Origin of the sequence: Tunturibacter empetritectus, from assembly GCF_040358985.1 — a bacterium.
Classification (GTDB): Bacteria; Acidobacteriota; Terriglobia; order Terriglobales; family Acidobacteriaceae; genus Edaphobacter; species Edaphobacter empetritectus.
In genome coordinates this window covers 3,499,885-3,521,884 of record NZ_CP132932.1, presented here as the reverse complement: position 1 = coordinate 3,521,884, position 22,000 = coordinate 3,499,885, and the positions used below count along the sequence as shown (strand labels likewise).

The window sequence follows — 22,000 nt, the reverse complement described above, 5'->3', positions numbered from 1 at the left end:
TCCAATGAATTCAACTCCTGATGCAGCTGCAAGAGAACGAACATCCTGGCGGAACGGAAAGGAATGGAAGCTCCGCAAAGACTTCGCGGAAGCCGCATCGCCTGAAGCACGGAGCTAAAGAAACCAGTTTTCGAAAAGATATGTCTACTCTATCGCAAAACTTCGATACTGGTCAGCAAATTTCAGCAATGAATGTAACGCCGCAAGCGCCACATGCGACAAAGATGATGATCGTCATAAAATATCATCCGAACTTCAATCAACTTCAGGGTCGATCTTCGATGAGAGTAAGCCGAATCCAGGCAGCGCAGAACCGCGAACGAATCCTTGACGTTGCAACCAAACTCTTTCGAGAGCACGGCATCGACGGTATTGGGGTTGCCGATCTCATGAAGAGCGCCGGTCTCACCCATGGCGGATTCTACGGCCACTTCAAATCAAAAGAAGATCTCGTCGCACAGGCGTGCGGACGCGCTGTCGCCCGGATGCGTGACAACTGGATCCGCACCATGGATCACTCGAGTGCTCCCCTAGAAACTCTCGCGAATGAGTATCTCACTGCCAAACATCGGGACAACGCTGGCCGGGGCTGTCCCATAGCCGCCCTCGGCTCCGAGATTGCACGTCAAGGTTCGGTCGCGCGACACGCCGTGACCGAAGAACTGAAGCCTTTCATCAACTACCTCTCCGAAATCGTTCAGGGCAGATCTGCAAGTCTTCGTCGCGAACGCGCCATCGCACTTTACGCCAGTCTCGTCGGCGCTGTCGTCATCGCCCGCGTCGTCGACGATCTCGAATTTTCCAACGAAGCCCTTCATGCCGTGGCTAACGCGATCCACGGAAGAGGACGAAACGGAACACTCCGGCATCTCGGATCCCCGCGCCAAGCAGTAAGGAAAAAATTGTCTCCCGCGCTCTTCGCGAAACAAAAAAGTAGTTCACGCATCGATGCCCTCATTCTCAGAAAGGAGTAGGCCAGCCTCCGGTTGCGAAAGTGAGATAACTTGAAGCTCGGCAACATATAAGATAGGGCCATCGCAGCTTCGACAGTGAGGTTTCATGGCTTCCTCTACCTTCCCAATTCCGTACGCTGATAGTGCGAAGGCCGCGAGCGTTCCCTGGTATATCTGGTGCGGCGCGCTTGCCGTCACCTCCTCCTCGATCGGCGGAGCGTGGGACGTCTCCTGGCATCGCTCCATCGGCCGGGACAGCTTCTGGACTCCAGCACACATGGCTATCTACGCCTGCGGAGTTCTGGCCGCGATCATTTGCGGCTATCTCATGTTGGTCAATACGTTCGGGCGCTCTTCACGAGGGAGCGCAGCCTCAGTGAATGTTCTCGGCTTTCGCGCCCCTCTTGGCGCCTTCATCGCCGCCTGGGGTGGTATCGCGATGATCACTTCGGCCCCGTTCGACAACTGGTGGCACGCCGCGTACGGCCTTGATGTCAAAATCGTCAGCCCACCCCACACGCTGCTGATTCTCGGCATTCGTTGCGTCGCAATCGGCATACTTTTTCTGATTCTCGCCGCAATGAATCGAGCCTCCGCTGAAGAATCGAGCGAGCGCACCTTCAAAACTCTCCAGCGTCTCTTTCTGTATGTCGGCGGACTATTCATAGGCGGCCAGATGTTTTTCCTGATGGAATACACCTGGGACGTGAAGCTTCACTCGGTAAGTCCTTACGTCGCGATGGGAATCGCTCTCCCAGTTATCTTCGCAATGCTCTCGCAGGCGTCGCGGTACAAATGGGCCGCGACCTCAACCGCCGCTGTGTACATGATCGTCGCTATCTGTGAGATTCTCATCTTGCCTCTCTTCCCGGCGCAACCGAAGCTCGGACCTGTTTTCTATCCAGTCACGCACATGGTTCCTGCGAAGTTCCCTATCCTGATCGTTGTTCCTGCACTCGCACTTGATCTCCTCTGGCAACGCACCCGCGAATGGAAGCCCTGGATGGTCGCTCTGGTCTCCGGCTTCTTATTCATCGCGGTCCTCATGGTTGTTGAATGGCCGTTCGCAAACTTCCTGCTATCCAAAGCATCGGAAAACCGGTTATTCGGCACCGGCTACTTCGACTACAACTCCCGTCCCAATGGCGTCGACCGCATGCGCATCTTCTTCGAGCCTGACCATGGCACCGTCCTATTTGGCGGTCTGCTGCGCGCTGCTGTCTACGGTTCCATCGGAACCTGGATCGGACTGAGCTTCGGTCGCTGGATGCGGAGCGTGCAAAGGTGAGCCCTTTGTCCAGCCCGGTTCGCCTTCTCCTGCTCTCGATACTTTGTCTCTTTGCCGCTCCTCATTTAGCCCACGCCCACGTCGGCAGTAAGGACGTCTTTGAGCAGATCAACGCCGGCCCTTACAAGCTCTTCGTCACGATTCGTATGCCGACTGTGATACCCGGCGTGGCCTCGGTCGAAGTACGTTCCAGCGGCGCCACCGTCAGAAACATTCACATCACGCCGCTTCCCATCACCGGCGAGGCATCGAAGCATCCTCCAACATCAGACCCGATGACGAGCTCTACTGCTGATCCCGCGTTCTTCACTGGCAGCATCTGGATGATGGCCTCCGGTTCCTGGCAGGTTCGCTTCGAGATTGCAGGAGATGCCGGAGATCAGATCACGTCGGTTCCCGTGCCAGCTGTCGCCATCTCGACTTTGAAGATGCAGCACGGCCTTGGTCTCACACTAGGAATCCTTGGCCTCTTTCTAGTTGTCAGCATGGCGGGTATCGTTGCTGCGGCCGTCCGTGATGCGCGACTTGAGCCCGGCGCATCTCCATCGCCTAGTCGAAGACGAAAAGCCATTCTGGCTACTGTCGGCAGTCTCGCATTCATGGCTCTTCTGATTTGGGGCGGCGCGATCTGGTGGAACGTCGAGGCCGCAACCTATTCCTTGAATGTCTATCACCCCATGTCAGTCGAGACAACGCTTTCTGGCAATCTGCTCAATCTCAAGGTAGTCGCCGACGAGGGCGGCAAAGAGCGAAGCTCGCGCTCCAATAGGGATCTTCTCCTCGATCACGGCCACTTGATGCATCTCTATGCCATCCGTGAGCCTGAGATGGATGAAGTCTTCCACTTGCATCCCGAACTAACAGCACCAGGAGACTTCCGTATTGCATTGCCCTCAATGCCAGCTGGAGATTACAAGCTCTATGGCGACATCGTCCACGCTAATGGCTTCCCTGAAACGTTAGTCTCTGCCATCACCGTTCCTCTGAATATGCCAGGCGGGCCACTTGGTCCCGATGATGCGAATGGCTCTCCTACGCCTCTGAGCCGCGGCGAGCTTGGCAACTCATACAAACTACCCGATGGATACGTGATGGTGTGGGATTGCCCCTCAACCATCAGCGCGAGCACTGCATATGCTTTTCGATTCCATCTGCTGGACGCGAATGGTAGACCCGCTCCGGATGTCCAGCCTTACATGGGCATGGCAGGTCACGCGGCATTTGTTAAGACGGACGGCACCGTCTTTGCTCACACTCATCCTGAAGGGTCCGCTGCGATGGCTGCGCTCATGCTCGCGAACGGTAGGGACGCAAGCGGCCACGGAGATATGAGTATGGACATGAGTACGGACATGAGTACGCACAACGAGCCGCTCTCCAACATCGTCGTGTTCCCGTATGGGTTTCCCTCCCTTGGCCGCTATCGAATCTTCATCCAGATGAAGCACGGCGCGACCATCGAGACCGGAGCCTTCGACGTCATCGTTCCATAAGCGCTCCTCGATCTGCATCCAGCCGCAAACGCTAGAAGTTCAATCGCAACTGGAACTCCGTGCTCCGAGGCCCACCGATGTCTGATGTGCCTGAACCACGCTGGACGCGATTTTGATCATGATCACTAAAACTATTAGGCCCATTTAGCAGGCCGCTCGAATTGCCAGTGGTGGTATTTGCCAAAGTGCCGTTTTGATAGTCTTTGAAGTTCGAGAAGTTAGCGACGTTGTAGAACGCGATGCCGGGCACCAGGGACAGACCCTCCCGTATGCGAGTGAGACGAATCGGATAGGAGAAGTTAACATCGAGGGCACGGTAGGACGCGTTCTCGGGCCCATGAGCCTCCGGCACTGGGACGATAGGCTGCTGTGTCGCTTGGAGAGCAACCAACTGCTGCTGACTAAATAGCCCGGCTGCAACGAGAGCCTGTCCAGCTGGTGTCAACTGACCGGCCTGCGTCGCGTTGTATTGGCTAATCAAATTATTGAGGTTCGTGCCCTTGTACTGGTGCATGAAGTATCCGGGATTCGTTCCGGGTACAAGATCACCGATCGTGCCGTCACCAGTTACGTCGGACTGGAAGATACCAGCCGTTGGACCGCCGCCGGTTCCGCCATTATCAAGATTCAGATCGGTGGCCGCCGCGGAGTAAAAGTGACCGATGATGCCGACCTGTGGTCCATACTTCAGTGTTGCCGAACCGCCAAACGAGATCGCGTGCGTGTGATCCAATCCATTCCGGCCTATATATTGCGTAGGATTGTCCCAGTCATACGACGGCGAAGCAAAGAACTGGTCCCCCACACCTGTGTTGCCGTTGTTGATGGCAGGGTTTGCTGTCGAGACGATGCGGGAAAGTGAGTAGGAGATCTGCAGATTAGAGGACATAATGCCAGGAGCCGGATGGGCCTTCTGCTCACGGAAGACCACCTGCAGCGCATCATAGCCAGATCGCCCGACGGGTAGCAGAAAAAGCCCCTCTCCCAGCAAAGGATTGGCACCGGGAAACGCCGCCCCGGTATCGGGGGTGAGTCCGTTGTAGGATGCCGGGTTGGTGTTGTTAAAGGTTCTCCCCGAATCGACACCGTTCCCCGCGAAGTCCAGGATCGAAGCTCCCGCTCCGATGGAGCATGTGATTGCCGCGCTTGTGGATCCGCCAGCGCATCCGAAGCCGTTGGTGGTCGCTGCTATGGCGTGTCGGGCTGCGGCGGGATTGAGATAGCGAGCAGCCCCGACATGATTCACATCAACCTGTTGAACGATCTTAAGGGTTGAGTTATGAATGTAATCGACTGAGAGGATGCCGCCCTTGAAGAGCTCCCGCTGAATACCGCCGTTCCACTGTTCGGAGTACGGCGTACGGTAAGGCGCCCCATAGATGGCAGTAGCCGTCAGTGTATTTCCGACAAATTGACCATTGTTGGCAGGCCCTACAGATGCGGTCACCTTCTGGAAGAGATTCGAAAGATTGAGGAAGTGCTGACCTGCTTGACTGATTGGTTCTGTGCAAAGAGTGGCGATGGAAACGCCGCCATCGCTCGTAACCACGCTTCCATCCGGAAGCGTCAGCGAGTTGGTCCCGCCGCAGATCGTGTGGTTTGCATCGTTGAAGAGACCCTTTTGGAGAAGTGGGCCACGGGAGTTGAGAGTATTGTTGAAGACGTCACTTTCGTAGAAGATGCCGAATGCTGCACGAAGCACTGTCTTGTGGTCGCCAGGGCTGAAAGTGAATCCAAGCTGAGGACCGAAGTTTGCATCCGGCTGGTGAACCTTCTTACCAAGCCCAGGCTGAAACTGATCGAACAGAGGGGCGTTTCCGGAGCACGGTGACAACAGCCCAGGAGCGACATCCGAGCACAGAGGGGTCGCCAGGTCCTGGTTGGCCCGGCCGGTATCCACACTCCAGCGAAGACCGCCTGTAAGCGTGAAGCTGGGACTGATCTTCCAGTTATCCGAGATATAGGCTCCCTGGCGCCAATCAGTGAGGCCGCCACCCGGAAGGTTAAAACCAGGATTCTCCGTGGAAAAGCCCTCTCCGTTGCCAAAACGCACACTGGAAGGGAAGTACCCATTCACGGGATCAGAGGGGCAGGTTCCGGGGGTGCCAGTCCCGCAATTTGCGACCAGATTGCCGGCCAGGAGACTCACACGAGGAGAATCCTGAAAGAAACTGGCGAATCCGCCACCAAGAATACGATTCAGGCTATATCCGTACCGGATCAGATGGGAGCCTCTGGTCCAGGATCCGTCGTAGCGTATTTGTTTATCCGACTGGTAGGTATTCTGAGGAGCATCAACGTTCGGACCGGAGTATAGACCTAACGACGCAAGACGGAAGTTTAGGTTCTGTCCGTTCGCCCCTTGGAATCCGTTATATACGCTGGTGTTTCCCGCAGTGCCGTCGACCAAAAGATTATGAAACTTTTCATAGCTGCCACGGAAAGAGTGAGTGAAGTGTCCCGTCGTGAAGTCCGCGCCACCTGCAAGACCGGGCGTATTGTCGCGGTTGTTGTAGATCTCATAGCCCGCACCAAAGTTTGAGCTGGACTTGTTGACATCATAGTTCGCACGAACAAAGTAGTGCACGCTCAAGGGTCCGTTGTAGTCCAGGCGAACTGTCGAATACGTTTCACGATAAGGAGAAGGAATGGTAGGGTGCGCCTGCTGAATCGCAAGGAAGATTGGGGCCATAGTGATCGAAACGGGAGACTCCTGCTTGATGCGCTCCGCATTTCCGAAGAAGAACAGCTTGTTCTTAATAATCGGTCCGCCGACGCTTCCACCGTACTGGTTACGCTGGAAGGGAGTATCAATCCCTCCAGCAGTGTTCGCAAACAGCGCCCGGTGATCTTGGAAGTTATAGAAGGCCTGCCCGTGAATCGAGTTGGTTCCGGAGTTTGTCGATACCAACACCTGGCCGGTAGACGTCACGTCACCCGAGACATCCTGCGTCGAGCGGTTCAACTGAAAGTCGCCGATCGCACCTTGAGAGACGTTGAAGATCGTAGTTCCAACATTCTCATCCGTGATGTCCTGACCGTCGAGAAGGATACGCGTGGTGCGGCCCGAAACGCCGCTCGTCGAAATCGCGGAGTAGCCGGCCTTCGTCGGGTCAAACGACTCGCCACTCTGCAGGATGACCCCCGGTTCGATCTGCGCAAGATCGAGAAAATTGCGACCGTTGACCGGCAGCGAGTCTATCTGATCCTTCGTGATGACGTCACTAACCCCCGCCTGATCCGTGTTGATCTGAAGCGCTCCGGCGTTAACCTCTACCGTCTCGGTTGAGGAGCCGATCGCGAGCTTGAAATTTCCATTCGTCGCCGTTCCCGTCCGAACTACAGTCTTCACCGTAAGCTTCTCAAACCCAGCAGCACTTACCGTGACCGTATAAGGTCCGGGAGTCAAAGGCCCCAGGCTATAGAAACCACTGCTATCAGACTTCAGAGTCTTCGAGGAATTGGTGTCATTGCTGAGAATAAAAATTGTCGCATCGGGCACAATCGCTCCGGTGCTATCTGTGATAGTTCCTTGGATTGATCCACCGTTAACCGAGATCGCCTGCCCCGCTCCCATCACCGCAGTGGCAAAAAACAGTACTAGCAACCCACATAGTGTCTTCATGATTCGTCTCCTGTGCCTCGCAAAAATAATCAAAAAAAGGCGATACCGCGACGCATCACCGCGGATCGACAAACTAAATTTCGGCCGGCCTTTCGCAAATTCAACGGCAATTTACGCGGTCGTTTTTAGATAGGCATGTGTTCCATCACGTCCACTACGAAGGAATGTCGTTGACCGGACGGATACAGCCCCTACCGGACGCACTCTTCGCTCACGCACGAAAGATCTTTAATCCGAGATGGAATGGATCGTCATCACGCCTGGGATATCTATGCTGCAACGCTATGAGGGTGAGATTTGTTCAAGATGTACTGACATGTTGTGGAATCTTTTCGAAGAACTGCGGACCATATAATCTTCCTTCTAGATTCGGAATATTTGACGATACAGGTTCGCATTCGAAAATGTAGAAAGTCAGATTTGAAACACCCTTTAAGCCATAAACTACTTTGAAAATAATTGACTCGATACTTCGTACGACTGACTTTAGGGGAACGCGGTGGGATCTGCTATGGCCGCCTCTAAAAAGTTTTCCATAGCCACTCTTCCAATCTTCGCAATCAATAATTCAAGAAGCTCGCGAAGTGCGATGCGCCTCTCCGCGAGCTATATTTTTTTGTAGCAACCGCCATTCACCTAAGCGCATGCCTCAGAAAAAACTTGGACTGCCTCGGACGCTCAATGGCGCTTGCAAACTTTTGAGCAGCGATCTCCGATGCTGCTACATCAGAGTTAAGTGATCGACTACTCAGCTGCTTGAGTGGATCTAAATTTCGTTCATTGGTATTCGCTTGAGTTAAAAGCGGTAGCCGATGGAGAACTGTAGCTGACGGCCTGCGAGGGCTGCGGTGGGGTGCTCGAAGAGTGAGGAGCTTAGCGAGCCGATGTAGTTGGTGTAGTTGGTGCGGTTGAGGACGTTGAAGGCGGAGATGCCGGCGGAGAGAAATTTGGCTTTGTCTCCTTTTTCTTTGGTGAGGCGGAAGTCGTGGTTGTAGAGGAGGTCGAGCGAGGCGACGCCGCCGGCCTGGAGGGTGTTGCGTCCGACGCCCGGGGGGCGGGCGTTGCCGAGGCCGGTGTGGAAGTCATCGTTGCCGGTGGTTTCGGTGTAGGGCGTGCCGGTGTAGAGGGTGGCGATGACGCCGAGCGAAAGCCAGTGGTCGGGGTTGATGTTGCCTACGAGGTTGAAGCGCTGGCGGCGGTCGAGATCGGCGCGGCCCCATTCGTTATTTGGGTCGTACTGGTTTTGCGGAAAGGCGTTGATGCCTCCGGTGTTGTTGTCGTAGCGGGAGAGGGTGTATTGGGCCTGACCGGAGAACCAGCGTCCGGCCTGCCCGCGGAAGGAGAGGTCGAGTGCGTTGAGGAGACCGCGGCTGCCGGATTCGATCTGCTGGATCTGGCCGTAGTTGAGATTGGGGCGCGGGTAGTTGGCGGAGAGGTTGGGGTCGGGCGGGAGGATGGGGGCGTTGGCGTCGCGGGAGCGGAAGGACTTTACGCCGACCTGTCCGCGATAGGCTGCGGTGACGGTGACGGTCTTGTGGATCTGGCGTTCGACGCCGAAGCTGTACTGGATGGCGTAGGGTGTGCGGATGTTGGGGGCGAAGCGAACGAGGTTGGTGGGGATGGTGTTGTAGTCGAAGTTGGGCGGGAGGGGGTAGGTGGGGTTCTGGATCTGGATGGAGTGGAGGACGACGCCGTTGTGGAGGACGACGGTGGCGGGATTGTCGCCGCCGGTGCGATCGTAGAAGATGCCGGTGCCGGTGCGGAAGATGGTCTTGCCTTTTCCGGGGGCATAGGCGAGCGAGATGCGCGGGGAGAGGTTGTTGTAGTCGTGCAGGAAGGTCTGCCAGTCGTAGCGGAGGCCGAGTGAGGCCTGGAGATGCAGAGTGAGCTTGACCTGATCCTGGATGAAGGAGCCGAGTTCATTGATCCAATAGAGGCCGCGGCCGATGCCCTGCTGCGCGGTGAAGACGTAGGGGGTGTTTGCGGCGTAGTTGTCGAGGGAGGCGAATTTGGCGGTGCCGAGGCGGTTGGTGTGGTCGTCGACGGCGCGGCGGCTGAACTGGGGGAGTTGAACGCCGATGCGGAGGTAGTGCTTGCCGTGGCTCCAGGTGAGGATTTCGTTGAGGTGGATGGTGTTTTCGGTGCGTGCGATGTCGGCCTGCGCGCCGCCGCCGATGAAGGAGCCGCTGACCTGGACCGCGGGGGCATTTGTAACTGATTTGGTGACGTCTTCGTCCTTCTCGAAGGTGATGAGGAGCTGGTTGATGAGATTGGGAGAGAGGATGAGGCGGTCGTTGAAGATGACGTCGTCTTCGCGGGAGTTGAGGTTGTAGCCGGCCTCAGGGAGGGTGATGCCGCCGACTCCGGCGTTGGTGCTGGAGAAGCTTTCGAAGTTGTAGCCGATGGCGAGGCGATGGTTGGGGGAGTAGTCGTGGGTGAAGCGCATGGAGTACTGCGAGTTGCGGTTGGGGGTGAGGACGTTTTCGCTTATGGTGCCGTTGGGGCCGATGGCGTTGACGACGGAGGCGGTGTTCTGCTGGCGGTAGGAGGCGGAGGCTATGAAGCTGGTGTGTCCACCGTGTCCGACGGGGCCGCCGAGGTGGCCTTCGTAGATGCGGCGGGCCTCTGGCGGGCGGACTGGAGAGAAGTAATTTTTTGCGTTGAAGATGGCGTCGCGAAAGATGAAGTTGGCCTCGCCGTGGAAGATGGGGGAGCCGGGTTTGGTGGTGATCTCGATGCGGCCGCGGCCGGGGCGGGTGAACTCTGCGGAGTAGGGGTCGTTGTTGATGCGGACCTCCTGGATGGCGGAGGCAGAGACGCCGACGGACTTCATCTCGACGCCGTCGACGATGATGGTGGCGCCGCCGGAGGAGCCTGCGGAGGAGTCGAGGAAGGGGGTGAGGGTGGCGACGATGTCCTGATCGAAGACGGGGAGTTTGCGGAGGTCGTCGCCGGAGACTGCGACGGTGTCTTTGTTGGCGGAGGGGTCGGTGGAGAGGGACTGGTCGGTGTCGCCGACGTTGACCTCCTGATTGATGGACTGGGTGAAGAGGGTGATCTTGAGGTTGGCGATGCTGGTGGTGAGGTGGAGCGGGGCCGCGTGGGCAGCGAAGCCGGAGTAGGCGGGGACGCTGAGAGAGTAGTTGCCGGGAGAGAGATTGCTGAGGAGGAAGTTTCCGCGGTCGTCGGATGCGGATTGGGCGGCGAGGGTGCCGGTGGTAGTTTCGAGCTGCACTGCGGCTCCGGGGATGGCTGCGCCGGTGGGGTCGAGGATGGAGCCACGGACAGAGAGCAGGGTCTGCGCCAAGGAAGAGCAGGAGAGCGTGAGCAGAAGAAAAAGCAGCAGGTGACGCGGCGCCATCTCTCCATGTTAGTCAGTCAAGCTTAAGGATTGCTGAATGGGTTTCTTGAGGTGAGTCGCGGGCTGCCGAGCTTCTCTTAAGGTCCACTTAATGCCAGATTTGTAAGCTCTTCTTCATGGCAGATGCCAGCTGCTCCCTTTATCGAATCAACCGGGCTCTTCTCTTTTTCGTACTGAGTGTTGGGCTGCGCGGATTGGCTGGCACTAGCTTGCGGGCGCAGAGCAACGAAAGTCTTGAGAGTGTGGTGAGGTCGGTTGTCAGCGCGGAGCGAGAGGCTGCCTCGCAGAGACCGCCTTTTGTCTACACTTCGATTGAGACCTCCGACCGGACGAAGGGCCATGTGTGGACAGAGCGTGTCGCGGATATCTGGGAGGGGAGGCTGCGGTACCTGATTGCGGAGGATGGTCATCCGCTCTCTGCCAGCCGGCGTGCAGAGGAGATTGCACGAATCAGGGCGATTGCAGCTGACCTGACTTCCCTTCGAAACAGCAGACAGGACCAGCAGAGCGACGAGAACCGCGCGCGGCAGATGATTTATCTGCTGCCTCGAGCTTTCGTGTTCGAGGACGGCGGCCGCGAGGGGGATTGGGTTCGCATCAACTACAAGCCCAACCCGAACTACGTACCGCAGACCTTCGAGGAGCGGGCGCTCCATGGCATGAAGGGAACGCTGATCGCTGACAGCCGATCCCGGAGGCTGCATCAACTCAGCGGCGCGCTCGACGATGACGTTTCATTTGGATACGGTTTGCTGGGCACCATTCATCGAGGGACGAACTTTACGACGACGCGCGATCTTGTTGGGCCGAATGTCTGGAAGACTACTGTGCTGGACGTAAAGATCGATGGACGGATCGCAATTTTTAAAACGATAGGACGGCAGCAACACTCCATCCATCGAGACTTTCACGCGCTGCCTGTGGACATCTCGCTTCCGCAGGCGGTCGCACTGCTGGTGCAGTGAGGAGTTTGAGGTGATTCAGGATTTCGGCGTTACTCAGGGTGGGCGAGCTGCTTTCCCGTGGGACCGACCTGAACTTCGCCTTTGTGGTGTCCCTTCAGGGTTGCGGCTTCGTAAGCGACGAGAGTGCCCTGTTTGGTTAAGGATTCCACCTTGGTGATGTCTGTGCCTGCTGCTTTTTTTCGCAGAGCTGCCTGAACGTCGGGAGGGAGAGAGTCTATGGCAACTTCTTCTTCGATTTCGTTCAGGGTTCCATCCTTTGCGATATGGATGTCTTTGGTGTGGCCGTCCACGATCATCTCGGCTTCGTAGACGGTCTTTCCGTCTTCCCGCTCGGTGACAAATCGTTTGATGGTGGCTCCCTGGGATTGGGCTTGGACGGTCTTCTCAACGGCGGGTGGTAGCTGCGACCGGGTCAAGGTCTTCTCCTGTCCCAACCCGATGAAGGGTTGGAAGCGTTGCGATAGTCTTTGTATTGAAGTGGGTCTTCGACGCACAACCTCTTTGCGATTCGAGCGTCTTAATGCTCAGTTAAGTTTCAGAGTTCATCATGATGTATGAAGTTACGGAGCATGGATTTGCGAAAACTCCCCTTGTGCTCCCTGGCGTTTTTTGCCAGTGTCTGCGCAGCCCAAAGCATTACGGTTCCTGCAGGTACCCCTTTTCCGGTCCAGATTGAAGATCATCTCCCCATGCGGGTGGGCCAGGCGATAAGCGCAGAGTTGATCTACCCGATCTACATCGACAACACGGAGGTTCTTCCGGCCGGGACGGTTGTCTCCGGCATGGTGGTGGGTCTGCACGCGAACCACTCGCAACGGGTTAGCGCTCGCCTTCGCGGAGACTTCACACCGTTTCGAACTCCTGTGGTTCGTTTTACGGGCGTCACGCTGGCCGATGGGACGACGGTTCCTCTTGTGACCGGTGTCGCGACCGATGGCGCGCCGATCTATCGCCTGGTTGCGCCGCCGCCTCGTCAAGGGGGCTTTGTGCATCAGCAGTGGGACAACGGTAAACAGATTTTGAAGGACAAGCTTGCGATTGTGACTGGGCCGGATAAGGGCGACCGCCTGAAGCAGTTTCTTTATACGCAGCTTCCGTGTCACCCTCAACGAATCGAGAAGAAGACAGCGTGGACGGTTGAGACCTCCGAGCCACTATCTCTTTCGCAGACGGCTGTCGAGACGGTGGCCAAGGCGCAGCCTGTTGCGGCGACGCCTGCGCCGGCAGAGACGGACAGCAGGACGTGGATCATCCAGGCTTATCTTGGCGGAGGGCTGAGCTCGGCTACGTCGAAGTCCGGTGAGGCAATCGAGGCGACGGTGGCCGAGCCTATCTACAACCCGGACCACACGATCGCCGTGCCCGAGGGGGCTACCATCGTGGGAGCGGTGACGGAGGCCAAGCCTGCCCGCAGCTTTGGCCGTGGCGGAACGCTGCACTTCGACTTTCGGCAGCTGATTCTTCCCAGCGGGGTGACGCAGAATGTTCAGGCGTCGCTGACGGGAGCCGATTCTGCTGCGCCGGACAAGCTTGCGCTCGACTCAGAGGGCCAGGTGAAGCCAAAGCCGCAGGATAAACTTCTGGTTCCCTTCACGCTGCTGGTCCTTGCTGCGCGGCCGCTTGATGTGGACAAGGGTGAGGGAGCGGGCGGCGGGTTCGGCAAGAATGCAGTCGCCTCCAATAGTCTTGGCGCTATCGGTTTTATTGTCGGAACTGCTTTGCAGCAGCGAAATGTGGCGGCAGGACTCGGCTACTATGGCGCGGCGATTTCGATCTATGAGCGGTGGATCAAGCGTGGGCGGGATGTTACGTTTGCTCGCGATACCCGGCTGGTGCTTCAGACTACGCCGCGCAATTCGACGATGCTTCCGTCGCCGAAGTTGTGAGTTGCGTGATTGAGCTAGTCAGCGGAGTTAGCGTGCCAGCGAGTCAGTGGCGGGGGTTCCGGTGTTGGGTTCGGTCTATTCATGGGTGGTTTCGCGAGGGTTGGGAGGAATGTGTACTTTTTAGGTGTGTGCGGGATCGGGAGAATGCGGTTCGCGTGGCGCGAATACCCCACCCTATCGCGCTGAGACTGCGAAAGGATGGGGCACCCGAATTCATCACACCCCGATTCATCACCACCCGGATTCGTCACCACCTGGATCATCACACCCGGATCATCGTTGGCTGCTGTAGGGATAGATGTCTAGTTGACGGAGATGTTTTAGTTGACGAAGTTCATTCGCTGGAGGAGGAGGTTTTGGAACTTCGGGTTGCTTCTTAGATTGTCGAATCGGGGATCGACGTCGAGGAAGACCATGCTGTTGGAGCGGTCGGCGTAGGCTTTCTCGAGCCACTCCATGGTGTGATTTTCATCTTTCAACCCTGCATAGACGAGGGCGACATAGAAGGGAGAGACGTATCCAGTGCTTGATTCGGACTGGAGCTTCTCGAGAGTCTTGCGGGCGTCTCCGGCTCTGCCTGCAACGGCGTAGACGTGTCCGAGAGCAGCGATGACTGGGGGACTCTGGTGCGACATGATCGCAGTCTTCTCCAGCTCGGCGATCGCCTTCGGGTAGTCTCCCTTCTGCTCGTAGGTCTGTCCGAGGACGATGTGGGGGAGGACGAAGGATGGATCCATCTCGATGGCATCGTTGAGCTGCACGAGGGCGCGATCGTACTCACGCGCCATGTAGAGCCGCCATCCGAGGCTGAAGTTCATGCTGACGGAGAGCGGGTCGAGAGAGCGGGCGCGCTCCATCTCCTGCAGGCTTTCGCTGCGACGGCCCATGGCGGTGAGGTAGAGGGAGTAGCGCTGATGGGCGGTCGCGTAGTTGGGGTTCAGCTCGATGGCCCTGCGGAAGCCCCTTTCGGCGGCCTTCCAGTCCCACTTGTAGTTGAACTGAACGGTGGCGAGGGTGGTCTGGGTCTCGGCGAGAGAGGAGTCGAGCTCGACGGCCTTCATGGCGGCGGCTTCGGCTTTGGGTGCAACGTCGATGGTAGGAACGGTGCCGACGATGGCTGCGCCGAGGATGCCGTAACAGTCGGCAAGACCGGCGTAGGCCAGGGCGTACTGCGGGTCTTTGACGATAGCCGATTGGAAGTAGTCGATGGCTTTGAGGAGATCTTCGCGGGAGCGCTTGTTCCAGTAGAACAAGCCTTTGAGGAAATCCTCGTAGGCGTCAGGTTTGACGAGACGTCTGCTGGCCAGACGGCTTTTATCCTGCGAGGTGAGCTGGATGCGGATCTGCTCCACGATGGCCGACGCGACGCGGTTTTGCAGGGTGAGCACGTCATCGAGCGGGCTCTCATAGGTGTCGGCCCATAGATGCCTGTCGGTGGAGACTTGAATGAGTTCCGCGGTGATCCTGACGCGATCGCCGGAGCGAAGAACGGTGCCTTCTACGACGGCATCGACGCCGAGGTCGCGCGCGATCTTTCCGAGCGACTCGTGAGAGTCTTTGTACTCCATGGCGGTGGTTCGAGAGAGCACGCGGATGGAACTGATTCTTGCCAGGCTTGCAATGAGTTCGTCGGTCATGCCGTCGGCGAAGTACTCCTGGCTCTTTTCGCCTGAGAGGTTTTCCATTGGCAATACGACGAGAGAGGTGATGGGCTTAGAGGAGGCGTAGGAAAAGATGCTGTTGGAGCGGAGTTTGAAGAAGATCGATGAGACGATGGCCGTCAACAAAACGAGAACCACGACGAAGATCAGCGCATGAAACAACGAAATCTGAAGATTTTTCCTGATCCAGGCGACAGGATGGGTGGTGTCTTCGCTAGTGATGGGATCGAGGACTTTCGATTCGTTTGCCGGCGGAAGAGTTGCATGATTGCCGTCCGGAGTGGCGACGGAGTCGGTTGCGGTCTCGGGCCTGACCAGGTGCACCGGAGCGACGAAACGGTATCCCTTTCGCGGTACGGTTTCGATGAAGCGGGGATTCTCGGAGGAGTCGCCGAGGACTTCCCTGAGCCGCATCATGGCGGTGTTGAGGCTGTGGTCGAAGTCGACGAAGGTGTCTGGCTGCCAGAGTCGATGACGCAGCTCTTCACGTGTTACGATCTCGCCGGGCCGCTCGATGAGCACTCGTAAGATATGCAACGGCTGATCCTGAAGCTTAATGCGTAGGCCCTTCTTCCGAAGCTCGCAGGCTTCAAGGTCGACCTCGAAGAGGCCAAATCGGACGATGCGGAAGGGTGCTTCGACTTGCTCGGAGATCATGAGAGATAAGCCCGCGTTTATTAAAACTTGGCGACAGCGTCGAACTATAAGCTCCCGTTCTGTGCCATGTCAATTAGAAACGCGAGGCCAGCGGGCTGTTACCCTCCGCTGAAACTTACTCAATTCAAAGGAGTAGAAGCGTTATCTCCAAATGTTTCGCAACTGATACGCAAGCTATTGCCTATGTGAGACCGAGGGTTCAATATTCACGCACTTGCAGAGTCCTGAACTGTGCCGCGAGCACAGAAATTTACTTTCTCAATGAGGCAGTTGGAGGCGCTATGACGTTTGGAATCGACTTCAGAAAGTTTGGGTCACGTTTGCTGGTGGGCGTGTTGAGTGCACTGATCGCGTGTGGAGTTTTTGCGAAGCCGGCAGCGGGACAGGTATCGGGGGCGACACTTTCGGGGGAGATCTCTGATAACTCGGGCGCTGTGGTGCCGGGAGCGCTGGTGACGGCGCAAAATAGTTCGAACGGGGCGAGTCGATCCGCCACAACCAACGATGCCGGGTTCTATGTGATCCCGAACCTTCTTCCAGGGGATTACACGGTGAAGGTCGAGGCGAACGGCTTCAGCACAGTTCTGCAAAAGGGGCTGGTGCTGACCGTGGGCGCGCAACAGACCTACGATGGCAAGCTGTCGGTCGGCAAGATCTCGCAGACGGTGGTTGTAACGACGATTCCACCTTCGATTCAATCGTCGTCGTCCGGGCTGAGCGCGACGGTGGATTCGAGGACGGTGCGGGAGCTGCCGCTGAACGGCCGAGACTGGACCTCGCTGGCGACGCTGGAGCCGGGAGTTGTCAGCATTCCGAATCAGGCGACTACCGGCTTCAGCGCGAACAAGGGAAACCGTGGGTTTGGTAATCAGTTGAGCGATGGCGGGCATCGCGCCAACGAGAATACCTACCGGGTGAACGGCATGGTGACCAATGACTACTCGAATGCGGCACCGGGCGGGGCGACGGGAGTGAATCTTGGCGTTGATGCGATCGGCGAGTTCTCGGTGCTGACCGCGAACTATACGGCGGAGTATGGGCGTACCTCTGGCGCGGTTATTAATGCGATCACGAAGTCTGGTACGAACGAGATTCATGGGACGGCGTACTTCTTCGATCGCGATAGCATCTTCGATGCACGCAACTACTTTGATGGTCCCAAGATTCCCTCGTTCCGCCGGCTACAGTTTGGCGGTTCCGCGGGCGCGCCCATCGTCAAAGACCATAGTTTCATCTTCGTGGACTACGAGGGGATTCGGCAGAGCCAGTCGAGCTCGGGCACGATCCATGTCCCGGACGCTGCCTCGAGAGCAGCCGCGGTGCCTGCGATTGTTCCGTACCTTGCGTTGTGGCCGGTGGCTCCTGCGGGCGCGCCTGACTTGAACGGGATTCAATCGCTCAATGTGTCGACGCCTACGCATGCGTCGGAGAACTATGTCATCACCCGCTTCGATCAGAAGATCTCTAATCGTGACAATCTTGATGCGACTTATTTCTTCGATTCGGGGCCGCAGACGCAGGCTGATCCGCTTAATAATGCGGTGCACAGTGTCTTCTCCCGGAGGCAGCTCTATACCGCGGAGGAGACTCACGTCTTCAACCCTTCGTTCGCCAACACGGTGCGAGGCGGCGTCAGCCGGATTATCGGTAAGATCAATACGCCTGTCTCCGGCAACGCTGTAGCGACGGACGCTGCGCTTGCGATTGCGCCGGGGTCGAAGGCGCCGCCGCAGCTGCCGGTCGCCGGCCTTACGACGGCTTACGGGCTGAATGGATTTAATAAGTTCAACCACGCGTGGACTTCAGGTCAGATCTATGACGACGCGTTCCTGACGAAGGGCACTCACTCGATCAAGCTGGGCTTCGGGTTTGAGCGGATGCGGTACAACGTGCTCGAACAGCTTAGCCCGAATGGAAGGATGAACACGTATTCCACGCTGGCGAAGTTTTTGAGCAACCAGGCGGATCAGCTGAATGCGCTTGCTCCGGGTGGATCGACCGAGGTGGGTCTGCGTGAGAGTCTTTTTGCTGGCTATGTTCAGGACGACTGGACTGTAAGCAAGAACTTCACTCTGAATCTGGGACTGCGCTACGAGGCGACGACCAAACCCACCGATGCGAATAAGGTACCCGGTTACACGGTGAATGGTTATACGGTGGCGTCCGCGGGCTTCCAGGAGATTACGACGCTGGTCAACTGCGGTGCCAGCAGCACGGCGTGCGGACCGGTGGGCGTGGACAGTCCCATCTCGTCGAACCCGACGACCAAGAACTTTGAGCCGCGCGTGGGATTTTCGTGGGATCCGTTTCGCACCGGAAAGACAGCGGTGCGTGGAGCCTTCGGAATGTTCGACGTGCTCCCTCTGCCTTATGAGTTTGGGTTGAATACGGCCGCGACCGCTCCCTTCCAGATTATTGGCGCCGATCCGAACGCAACGCTGGGGACTGGTGTGATCGACGGCAATGTCAACTTCAACCAGCAAAAGATTCGAAATCGTTACATTGACATTCATCCAAAGCGCGCAGCCGTTTATAACTGGAACGTCAATGTCCAACAAGACCTGGGGCAGGGGTTCATGATGACCCTCGGCTATGTGGGCTCTCGCTCGCTCCACCTGTCAGCGGCAGCGGACGATGTCAACCTTGTACCAGGGACCGTGGTGAGCGGGGTCGGCATCGTCTTCCCCTGTGACCCGTCTTCTCTAGGCGCAGGAGGTACTTGCTCCAGCAGTCAGACGGGCACGCGGGTCGACTCCAACTGGGGCGGCGGCGCTGGGATTCGTCCTGTGTTGTTCGATGGGGCAGCTAGTTATGAGGCATTTCAATCTCAACTGAAGAAGGCGGCCGATCACGGCATCCAGGGGCAGTTGTCTTACACGTTCAGCAAATGCCGCGACCTTAGCTCCGCTCCGGTTACGGGTGACACCTATTTGAATTCGATCGCTGTTCCTCTTCTGTCTTTCAAGCAGGCGAGGGTTGGGGCTTGCGACTTCGACATCAGACAGGTGTTGACTGGCAACTTCATCTGGGAGATTCCAGCGCCGAACTTCTCTTCTTCTTTTGCAAACTTCGCAGTCCACGGGTGGGAGATTGGAAGCATCGTTACGGCTGAGACGGGCGCACCTTTCACGGTAACCGTAGGAGGAGGAAATGACCCGCTCGGAACGGGCTTCAACGGCGACTACTCCATGGACTTTGCGGATGTGCTTCCCGGTTGCAAGCCAACCGGCGGAAAGGGATTGGCCTACATCAATAACAACTGCTTTACGCCACCGACGGCGCCGTTATCGCTTGGAGTTGCGACTGCTGCGAATCCTCTGGGATGTGCGCCTAACTCCTTCCTCAACTATTCCGGACCTGCGGCTCCTTCGGGGCGTCAATTCTGCTCTAACGTTGTCGGCAACTCGGGGCGCAACAGCTTCTATGGTCCGCATCTGACGACTGTCGATTTTTCTCTCTTCAAGAACACCAAGGTGCCGCGAATATCGGACGCCTTCAACGTGCAGTTCCGGGCGGAGTTCTTCAACATACTCAACCACACGAACTACCTCTCTCCCGGCTTCTTGAACACCTTCGGGCAAAACAACTCTGTCTACGACTTTGATGGAAGCTCTCTTCCCACGGCTCTCAATCAAACCTCTTCTAGCTCCCGGCAGATTCAACTTGGAGCGAAGTTTGTCTTCTAACCCTAAGCGCGATGGCGGACACGAGACGCCGTCGCGCTTTTCTCTTCGATGGTTTTCTCCCCATCCTCTGTTCCGAGTAGAAAACGCAGTTTTAGCATAGAAGTCTGCTGGGGTACTGCAGACGCCGGCAACATCCATGCCAGCGAGGGCCTTGCATGCATATTGAAGACGAGTTGACCTATTCGCAAGAGGAGCAAAGCACGCCCGGCTGGCAGTTCGCGGTGGCCTCCGGCCTGCTTGGTTGGGTGCTGGACGCCTTCGACTTTTTTGTCATTGTCTTTCTGTTCGACACTCTGGCGAGCCACTTTCAGGTGGAGAAGAGAGCCATTGTCTTTACGATTTCGATCACGCTGGCGATGCGTCCGGTGGGCGCGCTGATCTTTGGAGCACTGGCTGACCGGTTTGGACGCAGGAAGCCGCTGATGCTGTGCGTCGTCTACTTTTCGATTGTCACGGTTCTGAGCGGATTCTCTCCTAACTACGGATTCTTTGTCGCGATGCGAGCTCTGTATGGGATTGGCATGGGCGGTTACTGGGGCATCGGGGCTTCGTTCGCGATGGAGAATGCGCCGAGAAAGCTGCGGGGTCTTCTCTCCGGCATGATGCAGGGAGGCTATCCGTTCGGATATCTTCTGGCGGCAGTGGGGATGTTGACGATAATGCCGCACCTGGGCTGGCACGCGATGTTTCTGGTGGGGACGTTGATGGCGGCGGTGATCGTTGTGCTGACACTGCTGTCGCCGGAGTCTGAGGCGTGGAAGCTGCACCGCATGGGCTCGGTCACAACGATCTTCAAGACACTCTTTCAGCACATGGGGAGTTTCTCGTATCTCCTGCTGGTGATGGTTGTGATGTCGTGCCTGTCGCATGGAACGCAGGATCTCTATCCCGACTTTCTGAAGAGCATTCCTTCCATCGGGAGCTCGCTGGTGCTGGGCATGAAGCCGCTCTATGGGATTCCGATTATCTACAACATCGGAGCTATCACGGGAGCGGTCTTCTTTGGGTATCTCTCGGAACGCGTAGGCAGGCGGCGTGCAATTATGATCGCGCTGGTTGTCAGCCTTGCGGCGATTCCGGCTTGGGCGTTTGGCGGGACGGTCCTGGTGCTGGTGGTTGGATCGTATCTGATGCAGACCGGAGTGCAGGGAGCCTTTGGGGTGATTCCGGCACACCTGAACGAACTCTCTCCGGATTCGGTGCGCAGCCTGTTCCCTGGCTTTGTGTATCAGCTTGGGGTGTTGATCGCGTCGCCGGCGGTGTCGATCGAGTTTCTCCTGCGCGATCACCTGGGGTATCCTCTAGCACTTACGATCTTTGAAGTTTTAGTGATTGTGATGCTGCTGTTTATCTTTGCTCTAGGACCGGAGAGACGTGGAAGAAGCTTCCGCGCCAAAGCCGGTTGATCGGCCTGTACGCTGTCGAAAAATCACTTGCCGAGGGACAGCTTCAGGCTGTCTTAAGCTTTATGTGTTGAGATCTATTCATGCGTGTCCTACTGGTTGAAGACGAGATTCGCCTGGCTGAAAACGTGGCGCATGCTCTGCGCGATGGGCCGGGCTTCGCGGTGGACCATGCGGAGGATGGGCAGACGGGGCTGGATCTGGCTGAGAATGCCTGTTACGACCTGATCATTCTCGATCTAATGCTGCCGGGGCTGGATGGCATGACGGTGCTTCGCCGGCTTCGCGAACGAGGCGATAGCACTGCAGTACTGATTCTGACGGCGCGCAGCGAACGGTCTTCAATTATTCAACTGCTGAACAGCGGAGCGGATGATTATTTGAGCAAACCCTTCGACCTGGGAGAGGTGATTGCGCGGGCAAAGGCGCTGATTCGCCGGGGCAAAGGGATGGCGAGTCCTGCGCTGCGGCTGGGCGATCTGGAGCTGCACACCGGGGACCAGAGCGTCTTTCGTGCGGGCAACCCGATTGTGCTCTCTCCCATGGAGTATCGGATTCTCGAGTACCTGATGCATCGGCCGCGCGCAATCGTCTCCAAGCGAGAGCTGTTGGAGCATATGTACGACTTCAACTGGGTGCATCACTCCAATGTGATTGAGGCGCATGTTTCGAATTTGAGACGGAAGCTTGGAGAGGGGTCAAATCCGCCCACAATTGAGAATCTGCGCAATCGGGGTTATCGGCTTGTGCTGGAGTATGGCAGCTTCAAGGACGCCGGGGACGAATCGGCATGAAGGCCTACTCGCTGAGGCGCGGGGAGCGTGTTTGTGGTTTAACTGGGCGGTAGAATCCAGTTTTTTCTGCGCGAGGATATTTTGCGATTTTCCTAGGGGTTTTGGAGAAATCGGGTGTTTTGACGTGGTGTTTTGGTGGTGAAGCTGTGGTGTTTTGCGTGGTGGATGTGGTGTTTTAGCAGTCACTATTTCGGGCGCTAAAATTGTGACACGGATTTGAGATTTATT

At 57.0% G+C, this 22,000-nt stretch carries 12 protein-coding genes; 8 read left to right on the top strand and 4 right to left on the bottom strand.

What is annotated here, in order from left to right; all coding sequences use genetic code 11:
* Nucleotides 1–140 precede the first annotated feature (140 nt).
* From RBB75_RS14530 to RBB75_RS14520, 3 genes are all read left to right on the top strand, one after another.
* A complete protein-coding gene (locus RBB75_RS14530) occupies nt 141–974 on the top strand; it encodes a TetR/AcrR family transcriptional regulator (RefSeq protein ID WP_218884495.1) in 834 nt (277 codons plus the stop codon).
* A gap of 85 nt (nt 975–1,059) precedes the next feature.
* Entirely contained in the window at nt 1,060–2,241 is a 1,182-nt protein-coding gene (locus tag RBB75_RS14525) for a hypothetical protein (RefSeq protein WP_257030873.1), read from the top strand.
* Nucleotides 2,238–3,734: a hypothetical protein gene (locus RBB75_RS14520; protein WP_353068479.1), complete on the top strand. Its 1,497-nt coding sequence runs from the start codon at nt 2,238–2,240 to the stop codon at nt 3,732–3,734. The genes RBB75_RS14525 and RBB75_RS14520 overlap by 4 nt, the downstream gene beginning before the upstream one ends.
* 31 nt (nt 3,735–3,765) lie before the next feature.
* On the opposite strand, the gene RBB75_RS14515 is transcribed toward RBB75_RS14520, so the two are convergent.
* Both RBB75_RS14515 and RBB75_RS14510 read right to left on the bottom strand, forming a co-directional pair.
* Nucleotides 3,766–7,359, bottom strand: coding sequence for a TonB-dependent receptor (locus RBB75_RS14515; protein WP_353068477.1), 3,594 nt, complete (start codon nt 7,357–7,359; stop codon nt 3,766–3,768).
* A 796-nt stretch (nt 7,360–8,155) separates the two neighbouring features.
* Complete coding sequence (locus RBB75_RS14510) at nt 8,156–10,720, bottom strand: TonB-dependent receptor (RefSeq protein ID WP_179637450.1); 2,565 nt, start codon at nt 10,718–10,720, stop codon at nt 8,156–8,158.
* A 116-nt stretch (nt 10,721–10,836) separates the two neighbouring features.
* On the opposite strand from RBB75_RS14510, the gene RBB75_RS14505 reads away from it, so the two are divergent.
* Complete coding sequence (locus RBB75_RS14505; RefSeq protein ID WP_353068476.1) at nt 10,837–11,685, top strand: hypothetical protein; 849 nt, start codon at nt 10,837–10,839, stop codon at nt 11,683–11,685.
* A 29-nt stretch (nt 11,686–11,714) separates the two neighbouring features.
* Here the strand turns inward: RBB75_RS14505 and RBB75_RS14500 are convergent, their stop codons facing one another.
* Complete coding sequence (locus RBB75_RS14500; RefSeq protein ID WP_353068475.1) at nt 11,715–12,101, bottom strand: hypothetical protein; 387 nt, start codon at nt 12,099–12,101, stop codon at nt 11,715–11,717.
* Nucleotides 12,102–12,254: 153 nt separating this feature from the next.
* Here RBB75_RS14500 and RBB75_RS14495 point away from each other — a divergent pair, with 153 nt between their 5' ends.
* Entirely contained in the window at nt 12,255–13,571 is a 1,317-nt protein-coding gene (locus RBB75_RS14495; protein ID WP_353068474.1) for a hypothetical protein, read from the top strand.
* Between the two features lie 320 nt (nt 13,572–13,891).
* Here the strand turns inward: RBB75_RS14495 and RBB75_RS14490 are convergent, their stop codons facing one another.
* Entirely contained in the window at nt 13,892–15,889 is a 1,998-nt protein-coding gene (locus RBB75_RS14490) for a winged helix-turn-helix domain-containing protein (RefSeq protein WP_353068473.1), read from the bottom strand.
* A gap of 281 nt (nt 15,890–16,170) precedes the next feature.
* Here RBB75_RS14490 and RBB75_RS14485 point away from each other — a divergent pair, with 281 nt between their 5' ends.
* The 3 genes from RBB75_RS14485 (at nt 16,171) to RBB75_RS14475 (ending at nt 21,772) form a co-directional block, all read left to right on the top strand.
* Nucleotides 16,171–19,575: a TonB-dependent receptor gene (locus tag RBB75_RS14485; RefSeq protein ID WP_353068472.1), complete on the top strand. Its 3,405-nt coding sequence runs from the start codon at nt 16,171–16,173 to the stop codon at nt 19,573–19,575.
* Nucleotides 19,576–19,730: 155 nt separating this feature from the next.
* Complete coding sequence (locus RBB75_RS14480) at nt 19,731–20,981, top strand: MFS transporter (protein WP_179637444.1); 1,251 nt, start codon at nt 19,731–19,733, stop codon at nt 20,979–20,981.
* An 80-nt stretch (nt 20,982–21,061) separates the two neighbouring features.
* Nucleotides 21,062–21,772 (top strand): response regulator transcription factor, encoded by a 711-nt coding sequence (locus RBB75_RS14475; protein WP_179637443.1) that lies wholly within the window; start codon nt 21,062–21,064, stop codon nt 21,770–21,772.
* The last annotated feature ends 228 nt before the right edge of the window (nt 21,773–22,000 follow it).

Coding starts and splice junctions, on each gene's coding strand:
- RBB75_RS14530 (WP_218884495.1), top strand. CDS start 141: ATGTCTACTCTATCGCAAAACTTCGATACTGGTCAGCAAATTTCAGCA.
- RBB75_RS14525 (WP_257030873.1), top strand. CDS start 1,060: ATGGCTTCCTCTACCTTCCCAATTCCGTACGCTGATAGTGCGAAGGCC.
- RBB75_RS14515 (WP_353068477.1), bottom strand. CDS start 7,359: ATGAAGACACTATGTGGGTTGCTAGTACTGTTTTTTGCCACTGCGGTG.
- RBB75_RS14510 (WP_179637450.1), bottom strand. CDS start 10,720: ATGGCGCCGCGTCACCTGCTGCTTTTTCTTCTGCTCACGCTCTCCTGC.
- RBB75_RS14505 (WP_353068476.1), top strand. CDS start 10,837: ATGGCAGATGCCAGCTGCTCCCTTTATCGAATCAACCGGGCTCTTCTC.
- RBB75_RS14495 (WP_353068474.1), top strand. CDS start 12,255: ATGGATTTGCGAAAACTCCCCTTGTGCTCCCTGGCGTTTTTTGCCAGT.
- RBB75_RS14490 (WP_353068473.1), bottom strand. CDS start 15,889: ATGATCTCCGAGCAAGTCGAAGCACCCTTCCGCATCGTCCGATTTGGC.
- RBB75_RS14485 (WP_353068472.1), top strand. CDS start 16,171: ATGACGTTTGGAATCGACTTCAGAAAGTTTGGGTCACGTTTGCTGGTG.
- RBB75_RS14480 (WP_179637444.1), top strand. CDS start 19,731: ATGCATATTGAAGACGAGTTGACCTATTCGCAAGAGGAGCAAAGCACG.
- RBB75_RS14475 (WP_179637443.1), top strand. CDS start 21,062: ATGCGTGTCCTACTGGTTGAAGACGAGATTCGCCTGGCTGAAAACGTG.